Origin of the sequence: Roseobacter ponti, assembly GCF_012932215.1 — a bacterium.
Classification (GTDB): Bacteria; Pseudomonadota; Alphaproteobacteria; order Rhodobacterales; family Rhodobacteraceae; genus Roseobacter; species Roseobacter ponti.
The window spans coordinates 563306-575028 of the sequence record NZ_CP048788.1; the positions used below are offsets into that span (position 1 = coordinate 563306).

Consider the following 11723-nt stretch of genomic DNA (forward strand, 5'->3'; position numbering starts at 1 on the left):
CCGAAAAACGAGCGACGGGCTGCAAATCTGCGGCGTTCAGGTCTGCGACAGCACGCGGTCCAGGGCCCGTGTGCTCAGCAGACGTCGCAACGCGCCCATCAGATAGGTTGGCGTCGTCACATAATAACGCGGCTTTGGATTATCTGCGGTCAGAGCATGCAGCAGTTTGCGGACCACGGCATCTGCCGGCAGTTCAAAGCGTTCAGGTCCTGTATCGGCATAGAGACGCTTTTTCAGTTTCGCCTCATAGTCTGCGCGGCGGGGCGAATTCTCTACGTCGATCCAGCGCTCGAAATGCGGGATAGAATTCTGACGGATTTTCGAGGTGATCGGTCCCGGCTCGATCAGGATAAAATGCAGAGGCGTGTCCCGCATTTCGATACGCATTGTATCTGTCAGCCCTTCGAGCGCGAATTTGGTAGCGTTATACGCACCGCGCCAGGGCAGTGTCACAAATCCAAGAACGGAAGAACACTGTACCACCCGACCGTGGCCCTGCGCGCGCATCACCGGCAACACAGCGCGGGTCAGTTCATGCCAGCCAAAGAAGTTCGCCTCAAAGATCGCACGCAGCGCATCGGTCGGCAGATCCTCAACAGCGCCGGGTGTTCCATGCGCCCCGTTGTTGAACAGAGCGTCCAGTGTGCCGCCTGTTTTCTCCAGAACTTCGGCCAGGCCATTCTGAATGCTGGCAGTGTCGGTGTAGTCGATCAGGGGGCTGTCAAATCCTTCAGATTTTAAACGTTCGCAGTCATCAGCCTGCCGGCATGCCGCGAAAACCTGCCACCCGGCGTCCCGCAGCCCGTGTGCCGCGGCATAACCGATTCCCGATGAGCAGCCTGTGATAAGAATCGATCCGGCGGACATGACATCTCCCTGTCTGTCCGCCAGATGCATTCTCAGGTTCGGAATTGCAAGCCTATCCGCCGGTGAGCAGGAAGTCCGCGATCCAGCCGCTCGGACCGCCCTCTGCAGGACGCAGACGCACCCAGCCGGTGCCGCTGTCTTCGAGCACTTCGACCGCTGTGTTGCGCCCGAACCGGGTGACCACATCATAGCTGGTGCCGGGGCCTGAGCGCATGTTGACAAGATCACCGTCGATGAACCGCAGATCGCGGGCATCAGACGTTCCGCCGGATGCCGCAGCCGCCGTTGCTCCGGGGAAAATCAGGCTCGGAATGGGCTTTTCAGACGCTGCGGCAAGTTCCTCAACCGACTGAAATGCGGCTTTTATCCCGGTGGGGGATGCTTCTTCTACCAGAACCGCCGGCTCTGGCTCTGGCGCAGTTTCGATGTCGGGTTCGGTGGCTGTCAGCAGGCTCAGGTCGACCGCAGCGCGTGTAACCACTTCCACTTCGGAGGTCTCGGCAGCGAAGACAGTTTCTGTTTCCGTCACCGGCGCTTCAGGCACGATGGCAGGTTGAGGCGATGTATCTTTCAGCATCGCAATCATGGTGGCCGGAGCCGCATCGCGACGCGCCGCATCGTCCTCCATCCGGGCAAGCACAGCCGCTTCACGTGCCGCCACGGGATCGAAATCCGCACCGCCACTCAGCTGGTAAAACCCTACAAAAAGAAACCCCGAAACAAGCAGCAGAAACCGTTTCATAATACCCTTCCAACATCATTACGCTTGTCAGCTTAACACATGACAGGCCGTTCGGGGTCCCTATCATCCAAGCTTTTTTTCGGTGAGTGGGAATTTCCTGCAAACCGGATCAGGTTCTGAGCGTGGCAAACCGGCAACGCCGGGCGCTTTCGGGACGCGATATCGCGCTTGTCGCTCCCCGGCGGTCTCGCTACACAAAGGCAATGGTTGATGACGCTGAAATTCCTGATGCCCCGGTTCCGGACCTGTCCGAACCATTGCGTCGGGCACTGGGCGAAAGGTATCTGACCTACGCGCTGAGCACGATCATGCACCGGGCGCTGCCGGATGCGCGCGACGGGTTGAAACCGGTGCACCGGCGCATCCTTTATGCCATGCGTGAGCTTCGCCTGTCGTCGACCGGTGGTTTCCGCAAATCGGCCAAGATTTCGGGCGACGTGATGGGCAATTATCACCCGCACGGCGATGCCGCGATCTATGACGCGATGGCGCGCCTCGCGCAGGATTTCAATGTGCGCTACCCGCTGGTGGATGGCCAGGGCAACTTCGGAAATATCGACGGCGATAACCCGGCGGCCTCGCGCTATACCGAGGCCCGGATGACAGCTGTGGCCGAAGCGATGCTTGACGGGCTCAATGAAAACGCCGTCGATTTCCGGGGAAACTATGACGGAACGCTGACCGAACCGGTGGTGCTGCCCGCGCAGTTTCCGAACCTGCTCGCCAACGGCTCCAGCGGGATCGCTGTCGGCATGGCGACGAATATTCCGCCGCACAATATCGCAGAGCTCTGCGACGCCTGTATTCATCTGATCAAAACGCCTGATGCGCGCGACGATACGCTGCTGAACTATGTCCCGGGCCCCGATTTTCCCACCGGCGGTGTGATCGTCGAACCGCCGGAGAATATCGCAACCGCGTACCGCACGGGCCGCGGCTCTTTCCGGCTGCGCTGCCGATGGGAGGTTGAGGATCTGGGCCGTGGGCAGTGGCAGATCGTCGTGACCGAAATCCCGTATCAGGTGCAGAAATCAAAGCTGATCGAGAAGATCGCCGAAGTCATCCAGACGCGTAAAATTCCGATCCTCGCAGATGTGCGTGATGAGAGCGCTGATGATATCCGGATGATCCTGGAGCCAAGGTCGAAAAACGTGGATCCCGAGGTGCTGATGGGCATGCTCTATCGCAACTCGGATCTTGAGGTGCGGTTTTCGCTTAATATGAACGTGCTGATCGACGGGCTGACACCAAAGGTCTGCTCGATGAAAGAAGTGCTGCGCGCTTTTCTGGATCACCGTCAGGAAGTGCTGGTACGCCGGTCGACCCACCGGATGGAGAAAATCGACCACCGGCTCGAGGTTCTCGAAGGGTTCATCATAGCCTTTCTCAACCTCGACCGGGTGATCGACATCATCCGTTACGACGATGAGCCCAAGGCCGCGCTGATGCGTGAGGACTGGGGCCGCGAGCACCGCCGTGCCCGCGATGAAGCCGATTACGTCACACCGGCGCTGGGCGAGGGTGAGCTGAGCGATGTGCAGGCCGAGGCCATCCTGAACATGCGCCTGCGGTCTCTGAGGCGTCTTGAAGAGATGGAGCTGCTGCGTGAGCAGGAAGCGCTGATGGCCGAGCGTGCAGGTCTGGAAGATCTTCTCGAGGATCCGGCACTGCAGTGGGAGAGTATCGCCGCACAGTTGCGCGAGACGAAAAAGCAGTTTGGCAAAGACTGGCGCGGCGGGGCGCGGCGCACGAGCTTTGCCGAAGGAGCGGTAATCGAAGAGGTTCCGATTGAGGCAATGATCGACCGCGAGCCGATAACCGTTGTCTGTTCGCAGATGGGCTGGGTGCGGGCGATGACCGGTCATATCGATCTGGGCCGCGAGCTGAAATTCAAGGACGGCGACGGGCCGCGCTTTATCTTTCATGCGGAAACAACTGACCGGCTGCTGGTTTTTGGCTCTAACGGGCGGTTTTATACGGTCTCGGCTGCAAATCTGCCCGGCGGGCGGGGCATGGGCGAGCCTTTGCGGTTGATGGTCGATCTGCCCAACGAGGCGGATATCGTCACAATTCTTATCCATCAGCCGGACCGGAGATTGCTGGTGGCCTCGGATGCCGGTGACGGGTTTGTTGTCGCCGAAAACGATGTGGTGGCCCAGACCCGGTCAGGTAAACAGGTGCTGAATGTGCGTGGCGGAACCCGTGCACTGGTCTGTAAACCGGTTGATGGTGATCATGTGGCGGTCGTAGGTGAGAACCGCAAAGTGCTGGTCTTTGCGCTGGATGAGCTGCCTGAAATGGCCCGTGGCAAGGGTGTCCGATTACAGAAATATAAAGACGGGGGGCTCTCCGATGCCACGACCTTCACCCTTGCGGAAGGTCTCAGCTGGCTGGATCCTGCCGGACGGACACGCACGGAAACGGCGCTGGAAGAATGGACCGGCAAGCGCGCAGGTGCCGGCCGTATGGCACCCCGGGGCTTCCCCCGCGACAACCGGTTTACCTGAAGAACACGCCCGCGTGGAGGGCTGAACCGGCCTGCATTGCCTGTCTTCCCGGCATCGGCTAGTCAGGGGAGCACAAGAAGAAGAAAAGGGCAGAGAATGGTGCGCAGGGCAGTATTATTTCTGGGAATGATGGCACTGGCTGCCTGTGTGAACGGGCGAGACCTGAATGAGCCGGCGGTGCCGCTGGGCGATTTCAGTCTGGGACACAACGTGGTCGTGGCACCGCATGTCGCCCGCGTTCCCACAAGCCGTGAGTTACCGGTCGAAGACCTGATCGCCTCTGTGCAGGGGGCGGTTGAGCAGCGGTTCGGACGTTACGACGGCCCCAAGGATTACCATTTCGGCCTCAGCATCGAGGGCTATAATCTTGCAGCACCGGGCGTGCCTGTTCTGCTGTCACCAAAGACGGCAATGATTGTGCGCCTGACGGTCTGGGACGATGCCAAAGGCATCAAACTGAACCCTGAGCCGGCTCAGTTTACCGTGGTCGAGGAGTTTTCGGGGGGCAATATCGTGGGCTCCGGGCTGACCAAGACAGCCGAACAGCAGCTTGAGGAAATTTCCCGCAACGTGGCCAAGACCATCGAAAATTATCTGGTCGGTCAGCAGGAGAAATTTGCCTGGTTCACGGATGCCGCCGAAATCGATACCGGCGAAAGAGAGGAAGTGCCGCTTCCGCGGTAACTCCTGCTTGATTTTCCCGACGGATGGAAATACATCGCGCGCCATGTGAAGGATCGGGTCACGGGCGTGACCTCTCAGAAAAAAGGGCGCCACACTCATGGCAAAGGCAAAGTTTGAACGTAATAAACCGCACGTGAACATCGGCACGATTGGTCACGTTGACCACGGCAAGACGACGCTGACGGCCGCGATCACGAAGTATTTCGGCGATTTCCAGGCGTACGACCAGATTGACGGCGCGCCCGAGGAGAAAGCCCGCGGGATCACGATCTCGACCGCGCACGTGGAATACGAGACAGACGCGCGCCACTATGCGCATGTCGACTGCCCCGGCCACGCCGACTACGTCAAGAACATGATCACCGGTGCGGCGCAGATGGACGGCGCGATCCTGGTTGTGAACGCGGCCGACGGCCCGATGCCCCAGACGCGCGAGCACATCCTGCTCGGCCGTCAGGTCGGCATCCCGACGATGGTTGTCTACATGAACAAGGTCGACCAGGTGGACGACGACGAGCTGCTGGAGCTGGTTGAGATGGAAATCCGCGAGCTGCTGAGCTCGTATGATTACCCCGGCGACGACATTCCCGTGATCCCCGGCTCGGCGCTGGCGGCGATGAACGGCGACAACCCCGAGATCGGCGAAGAGTCCATCCGCAAGCTGATGGCGGCTGTGGACGAGTGGATTCCGACACCTGAGCGTGCGATCGACCAGCCCTTCCTGATGCCGGTCGAGGACGTCTTCTCGATCTCCGGCCGTGGTACGGTTGTGACCGGTCGTGTCGAGCGTGGCGTGATCAACGTAGGTGACGAGATCGAAATCGTCGGCATCCGCGACACCAAAAAGACGACCTGCACCGGCGTGGAAATGTTCCGCAAACTGCTGGATCGTGGTGAAGCCGGCGACAACATCGGCGCCCTGCTGCGTGGTGTTGAGCGCGAGGGTGTTGAGCGCGGTCAGGTGCTGTGCAAGCCCGGTTCCGTGACGCCGCACACCAAGTTCGAGGCCGAGGCCTATATCCTCACCAAAGAAGAGGGTGGCCGTCACACGCCGTTCTTTGCGAACTACCGTCCGCAGTTCTACTTCCGGACCACGGATGTGACCGGCACGGTTCAGCTGAACGAAGGCACCGAGATGGTTATGCCAGGCGACAACGTGTCGTTCGGCGTTGAGCTGATCGCACCGATCGCGATGGAGAACGGCCTGCGCTTTGCGATCCGCGAAGGCGGCCGCACCGTCGGCGCGGGCGTTGTGTCGAAGATCACTGAGTAAGCCCGCGCGTGCTGCGACCCGGTCGCAGCCACACGGCAGAGACAAAGAAAAGGCCGCAGCACACCCGCTGCGGCCTTTTTGCTGTCGGACAGGTGCCGGTCGTGTGGCAGTTTCCGGGCCGCAGGCTGCTGTCAGTAGCGTGTCAGGTTCGGTGCCGTCATAAACCGCACCTGATCATCTACACCGACAGTGTTTCTGGTCACCGGGTATTGCCCGGTGTCGGCACAGCCCATAAGCAGAACTGAACCGGCAATGAGGGCGAGGAGGGTTTTCTTTTTCATGATGATCTGTCCGTTCTGACTGGTATCTGCGTTTTGCAAAGGGCAGGGATGCCCGGTTGCGTCTGAAGGTATGCAGAGAGAATGCTGCGCAAATGACGCAACGTCAGTGAACAAGTTCACATAAAAAGATTTTTTGTGGGAAAAGTGCGGGGCAGCCAGGCATTCGGTGTGAGGGCGACTGCATCGGGGCGTTCAGGTGCGGGCGGGGCGCCGGAGGGCCGGCACCCCGCAAAAGTCAGGCAGCAGCTTTGTTGACGCCGCCTTTGGTCGCGATTTCCGTCATCCGGCGATCACCGTCATAGGTCTCGTCGAGGTGACGCTGCAGCACAGCCGCGTCGCCGTCTTTTTCCAGACGGTTGGCAAATGCGACAAGGCAGCCGTAGCCGGCAAGCGCGTAATGCACCATGCGCTGATACTGGGTGATGATCATCGCGTCGCGCGCATCGTCATCACCGAAGTCCTCTTCGAGCGCGTGGGCGCGGGCCTCGTTCACAAGGCCCTCCATGCCTTTGCAGTGTTCACCATCCGGATCGATGTCATGTTCGGCACAAATGGATTTAAGTGCGTCCATGCCTTCGCTGATGCCTTTCGAGCCGGCGATCAGGGCTTCGGAAAGCTCTTTGTCCGCGGCAGCGCGGCCAAGCTCGGCTGTTACGTCAAGCGACTGTTTGCAGGCGCTGTAAATGTCCTGCAGCTGGTCGTGATAGATTTCTTTCAAGGAATTGATTGCCATCTTTCGGGCCCTCCACAATTGTTACTGTTGTCTTGCATCAGAAACGCGGTCTGCGCGAATTCGTTCCGCCAATACCGGTGGGAAATTGCATCCGCCGGGGCAGGTTTACTCTTGAACACGCCGGCAATTCCGACTACGACCGTCGGCGGTACAGGGGTTTAGCTCAGTTGGTAGAGCATCGGTCTCCAAAACCGAGGGTCGTGGGTTCGAGTCCCTCAGCCCCTGCCAGTTTTCCAACATTCAGCACCCGGGGCAGAGCGCCTGAGACCGGGCTGCCTTCGTCGGGGCGTATTCCTGCCATGATTATGCCGTGAAGGGCGCGCAGAATTGACGTGATTCTGAACAGCGCGGGAAAACGGGGATATGTCAGATAATCGCAGTGCAGCGCAGGAAGAAAGCAAGGGAGCAGATGCAGATGTTCTGGCGGTTCGGTCTCTGATCGAAACCACCCGGGCCGACCCCGGCGAGGAAGTTGCAGCCGTGAATGAGGCATCTGCATCCGAGACCCGGGGGGTGGCAGCCAGACCAGGTGCCGCAGACCGCAGGCCGGGCGGCGATCTTGTCGCTTGGCTTCTCGCCCGTGTACGCGCCTACCGTCCCGAGCGGCGCGCCGTTCTGGTGACGAGCGCTGTGCTTCTTCTTCTTTTACAACCGGTTTTTGTGATCGGCTGGGGCGTTCTGCTGGGCATCCTTTTTGTGGCTTTCTATCTGATTGTCGGGGAAGAACGGTTCTGGAAGGGCGTCATTTCACAGTTCCGCCGATATGCCCGGCGTCGCCCGGATGCCGCACGCCGGCTTAAAGTGCGGGCATGGGTTCTGTCGCGGCGCTGGGACCGGTACACCGGCATCCTGCCCGACGCCGTGGCCGACATGCTGCGCAGCCCGGACCTGCGTGCCATGATCGTTGCCGACCAGAAGCATGCAGCAGCACTTAGCGAGCGTCTGAACCGTCTGAGCCATGAGCCGTCGCGCTGAGCCACCGTCGCGCGGTTTGATCTCTTGAATTCTGCGCTGCGGCCCGTTACATCGCGGTGAGTTCAGCGCAGAAAGGTGACCCATGGCCACGAACCCGTTTCAGTTCATTCAGCAGACACGTGCTGAGGTGGCGAAGGTTGTGTGGCCGACGCGGCGCGAGGTCATGCTCACGACTGTGATGGTTTTCATCATGGCGGCGCTCTTTGCGGTCTTCTTTGCCACGGTGGATATCATTATCCGTGGTGGGCTTCAGGCCGTGCTGGGCATGTTCGGCTGAGGCTGAACGGGGCAGTTCAAAAAACCCCCGGCACCCCTTGAAAGATTGGCCTGTGCGGAGTATGCCGCAGGCCTGACCAGAGGCAGGGCGTGTGGCGATTCGAGTTGCGCGCCGATTTTTTGTTCAGATATATCGGGCTAAGTGCCTGGAAATACGAGACTTCAGGCAGCTTGCTGCCGGCAGAGACAGGGACCTGTAAACAGATGGCTAAGCGGTGGTATTCGGTGAGCGTCCTGTCGAACTTCGAAAAGAAGATCGCGGAACAGATCCGCACGTCCGTGGCCGAGCAGGCGCTGGAAGACCAGATCGACGAAGTTCTGGTGCCGACCGAAGAGGTGATCGAGGTACGTCGCGGCAAGAAGGTGACCACTGAGCGGCGTTTTATGCCGGGATATGTGCTGGTGCATATGGAGATGTCGGATCAGGGGTATCACCTGATTAACTCCATCAACCGGGTTACGGGGTTTCTTGGTCCGCAGGGACGCCCGATGCCGATGCGTGATGCCGAGGTAAATGCGATACTGAACCGTGTGCAGGAAGGCGAAGATGCGCCGCGCACCCTTATCCACTTTGAAGTGGGCGAGAAGGTTAAGGTTGCCGACGGTCCGTTCGAGGACTTTGACGGCATGATTGAAGAGGTAGATGACGACAACCAGCGCCTGAAGGTGTCGGTGTCGATCTTTGGCCGGGAGACCCCGGTCGAGCTGGAATTCACCCAGGTCAACAAGCAGACCTGAGTGCATAAACCGTGGGAGGCGAGGGTGCCGCGGCATCCGGACCGGACCACGACAACATAAGCCCGAACCGGCGCGCCGGGGCGGGGTTGGAAAAGGAGAAGGCCAATGGCCAAGAAACTCGTTGGCAGCATGAAGCTGCAGGTGCCCGCAGGGCAGGCGAACCCCTCCCCGCCGGTCGGCCCGGCGCTGGGTCAGCGCGGCATCAACATCATGGAATTCTGCAAAGCGTTCAACGCCAAGACAGCGGATATGGAGCCCGGTGCACCGTGCCCGACCGTGATCACGTATTATCAGGACAAGTCCTTCACCATGGATATCAAGACGCCCCCTGCGTCTTATTACCTCAAGAAGGCCGCCAAGCTGAAGTCCGGTGCCAAGACACCCTCGCGCGAGGTTGTCGGCCACGTGACCACAAAGCAGGTCCGTGAAATCGCCGAAGCGAAGATGAAAGATCTCAACGCCAATTCCATCGAAGCGGCCATGCAGATCATCCTGGGCTCTGCCCGCTCTATGGGCATCGAGGTTAAGTAAGATGGCAAAGCTCGGAAAAAGAACCCGCGCCGCACGCGAAGCATTCGCTGGCAAAGAGGACGTCACAGTCGAAGAGGCCGTGGCCCTGATCAAAGGCAACTCCAAGGTCAAGTTTGACGAGACCGTCGAAATTGCGATGAACCTCGGTGTTGATCCGCGTCACGCAGACCAGATGGTCCGCGGTGTTGTCGGCCTGCCCAACGGCACAGGCAAAACCGTCCGCGTTGCTGTCTTTGCACGTGGCCCCAAGGCAGAAGAAGCTGAGAAGGCCGGTGCGGATATCGTCGGTGCGGAAGACCTGATGGAAACAGTGCAGAGCGGCAAAATCGAGTTTGACCGCTGCATTGCGACACCGGACATGATGCCGATCGTCGGTCGTCTGGGCAAAGTGCTCGGCCCCCGCAACCTGATGCCGAACCCCAAAGTCGGCACCGTGACAATGGACGTCGAAGCCGCTGTGAAAGCAGCTAAGGGTGGCGAAGTTCAGTTCAAAGCGGAAAAAGGCGGTGTCGTGCACGCAGGTGTCGGCAAAATGTCTTTCGACGAAGGCAAGCTGGTGGAAAACATCCGCGCGTTCGTCAGTGCCGTATCCCGGGCCAAGCCGTCGGGATCAAAAGGCACCTATATGAAGAAGATTGCGCTGAGCTCCACAATGGGCCCCGGCGTGACAGTTTCGGTGGATAACGCCGTTACAGAATAATCATGTCGCATTCTGTCCGGCCGGCTGGGTGTGCGCATCCGATGGCCGGGCAGGCGGCAACCGGGCACTGCCCCGGTAAGGATCCGGCGGGGCGACCCGCCTGATAGGCAAGGCCAGACGACCGGCCCTGCTTTCTGTCCGAGACGGAGGGTTCAGGTTTCGATCTGAATAATTCCTTCCTGAGATGGGAAACGAGAAAATTCCGGCCTTCGGGCGGTTTTGGTCTCGGGACCCTCATCTGGACCCGAATGGGATGCAGACCATCGCATCCTGAACTGAGCCGGGAGGCAGTCGCCTCCCACAAATGGAGTGAAACTGTGGATAGAGCACAAAAAGAACAGCTGGTCGATGAACTCGGCCAGATCTTTGAAAGCTCTGGCGTCGTAGTGGTAAGCCACTACGCCGGTCTGACAGTTGCTGAAATGCAGGACCTGCGCGCGAAAGCACGCGACGCGGGCGGGTCTGTGCGTGTTGCCAAAAACAGGCTCGCCAAGATCGCCCTTGAGGGCAAGCCATGCGAAAGCATTGCCGACCTTCTGACGGGTATGACCGTTCTGACCTATTCTGAGGATCCCGTGGCTGCGGCCAAGGTTGCTCAGGAATTCGCCAAAGGGAATGACAAATTCGTCATTCTCGGTGGCGCAATGGGTGAGAACGCACTGGACGTCGCCGGTGTTGAAGCCGTGTCCAAAATGCCTTCGCGCGAGGAGCTTATCTCCACAATCGCGGGCATGCTGGGCGCACCTGCTTCGAACATCGCCGGGGCCATTGGCGCACCTGCAAGCAATATCGCATCCATCCTGTCCACGATCGAGGACAAGGCGGCCGCATAAAGCATCGTCAAACCGGTGTCGGGTTGAAAACGCGACGTTGGAACACACATATCGTTAACGGAAAGAGCTAAAACATGGCTGATCTGAAAAAACTGGCAGAAGAGATCGTTGGTCTTACCCTGCTTGAAGCACAAGAACTGAAGACAATCCTCAAAGACGAGTACGGCATCGAGCCCGCCGCTGGTGGCGCAGTGATGATGGCTGGTCCTGCGGATGGCGGCGGTGCTGCTGAAGAAGAGAAAACAGAATTTGACGTCGTTCTCAAGAACGCAGGCGCGTCGAAAATCAACGTGATCAAAGAAGTTCGCGGCATCACCGGTCTGGGCCTCAAAGAAGCCAAAGACCTCGTGGAAGCGGGCGGCAAGATCAAAGAAGGCTGCGACAAAGCCGAAGCCGAAGAGATCAAAGGCAAGCTGGAAGCAGCTGGCGCCGAGGTCGAACTGGCCTGAGCCGGCAGCACAGGGACGGGGCGCTGATGCGCTGCATCCCTGTCTGATGAAAAAGAGCTGGATCCGGAGCTTTCCGGGTCCGGCTTAACCTGTCCTGATAAGGGCCTTTTGCGAAAGACCTTTATCAGGATGCG

Annotated in this window: 14 protein-coding genes and 1 tRNA gene; 11 read left to right on the forward strand and 4 right to left on the reverse strand. The window is 59.3% G+C overall.

Features of this window, described 5'->3' with window-relative positions; all coding sequences use genetic code 11:
- Nucleotides 1-36: 36 nt before the first annotated feature.
- Nucleotides 37-867 (reverse strand): SDR family NAD(P)-dependent oxidoreductase, encoded by an 831-nt coding sequence (locus G3256_RS02765; RefSeq protein ID WP_169639385.1) that lies wholly within the window; start codon nt 865-867, stop codon nt 37-39.
- 52 nt (nt 868-919) lie between these two features.
- Nucleotides 920-1609, reverse strand: coding sequence for an SH3 domain-containing protein (locus G3256_RS02770; protein ID WP_169639386.1), 690 nt, complete (start codon nt 1607-1609; stop codon nt 920-922).
- A gap of 203 nt (nt 1610-1812) precedes the next feature.
- On the opposite strand from G3256_RS02770, the gene G3256_RS02775 reads away from it, so the two are divergent.
- The 3 genes from G3256_RS02775 to tuf all read left to right on the forward strand — a co-directional run bounded on the left by G3256_RS02775 (nt 1813) and on the right by tuf (nt 6073).
- Nucleotides 1813-4116, forward strand: coding sequence for a DNA topoisomerase IV subunit A (locus tag G3256_RS02775; RefSeq protein ID WP_169642296.1), 2304 nt, complete (start codon nt 1813-1815; stop codon nt 4114-4116).
- 96 nt (nt 4117-4212) lie between these two features.
- Entirely contained in the window at nt 4213-4800 is a 588-nt protein-coding gene (locus tag G3256_RS02780) for a hypothetical protein (RefSeq protein ID WP_169639387.1), read from the forward strand.
- A 97-nt stretch (nt 4801-4897) separates the two neighbouring features.
- Nucleotides 4898-6073 carry an elongation factor Tu gene (gene tuf / locus G3256_RS02785; RefSeq protein WP_169639388.1) on the forward strand — a complete coding sequence of 392 codons (1176 nt, stop codon included), beginning with the start codon at nt 4898-4900 and terminating at the stop codon, nt 6071-6073.
- Nucleotides 6074-6204: 131 nt separating this feature from the next.
- On the opposite strand, the gene G3256_RS02790 is transcribed toward tuf, so the two are convergent.
- Both G3256_RS02790 and G3256_RS02795 read right to left on the reverse strand, forming a co-directional pair.
- Nucleotides 6205-6354, reverse strand: coding sequence for a hypothetical protein (locus G3256_RS02790; RefSeq protein ID WP_169639389.1), 150 nt, complete (start codon nt 6352-6354; stop codon nt 6205-6207).
- A gap of 235 nt (nt 6355-6589) precedes the next feature.
- Nucleotides 6590-7087: a ferritin-like domain-containing protein gene (locus G3256_RS02795; RefSeq protein ID WP_169639390.1), complete on the reverse strand. Its 498-nt coding sequence runs from the start codon at nt 7085-7087 to the stop codon at nt 6590-6592.
- 152 nt (nt 7088-7239) lie between these two features.
- Here G3256_RS02795 and G3256_RS02800 point away from each other — a divergent pair.
- The 8 genes from G3256_RS02800 (at nt 7240) to rplL (ending at nt 11589) form a co-directional block, all read left to right on the forward strand.
- A tRNA-Trp gene (locus G3256_RS02800) sits at nt 7240-7315 on the forward strand.
- Nucleotides 7316-7450: 135 nt separating this feature from the next.
- Nucleotides 7451-8062: a hypothetical protein gene (locus tag G3256_RS02805; protein ID WP_169639391.1), complete on the forward strand. Its 612-nt coding sequence runs from the start codon at nt 7451-7453 to the stop codon at nt 8060-8062.
- An 82-nt stretch (nt 8063-8144) separates the two neighbouring features.
- A complete protein-coding gene (secE, locus tag G3256_RS02810; protein WP_169639392.1) occupies nt 8145-8339 on the forward strand; it encodes a preprotein translocase subunit SecE in 195 nt (64 codons plus the stop codon).
- A 203-nt stretch (nt 8340-8542) separates the two neighbouring features.
- A complete protein-coding gene (gene nusG / locus G3256_RS02815) occupies nt 8543-9076 on the forward strand; it encodes a transcription termination/antitermination protein NusG (RefSeq protein ID WP_169639393.1) in 534 nt (177 codons plus the stop codon).
- Nucleotides 9077-9181: 105 nt separating this feature from the next.
- Nucleotides 9182-9607 carry a 50S ribosomal protein L11 gene (rplK, locus tag G3256_RS02820; RefSeq protein ID WP_169639394.1) on the forward strand — a complete coding sequence of 142 codons (426 nt, stop codon included), beginning with the start codon at nt 9182-9184 and terminating at the stop codon, nt 9605-9607.
- A gap of 1 nt (nt 9608) precedes the next feature.
- On the forward strand, nt 9609-10307 hold the full coding sequence (gene rplA, locus G3256_RS02825) for a 50S ribosomal protein L1 (RefSeq protein ID WP_169639395.1): 699 nt from the start codon (nt 9609-9611) through the stop codon (nt 10305-10307).
- Between the two features lie 317 nt (nt 10308-10624).
- Nucleotides 10625-11140 (forward strand): 50S ribosomal protein L10, encoded by a 516-nt coding sequence (gene rplJ / locus G3256_RS02830; RefSeq protein WP_169639396.1) that lies wholly within the window; start codon nt 10625-10627, stop codon nt 11138-11140.
- A gap of 74 nt (nt 11141-11214) precedes the next feature.
- Nucleotides 11215-11589: a 50S ribosomal protein L7/L12 gene (rplL, locus tag G3256_RS02835; RefSeq protein WP_169639397.1), complete on the forward strand. Its 375-nt coding sequence runs from the start codon at nt 11215-11217 to the stop codon at nt 11587-11589.
- Nucleotides 11590-11723: the final 134 nt, after the last annotated feature.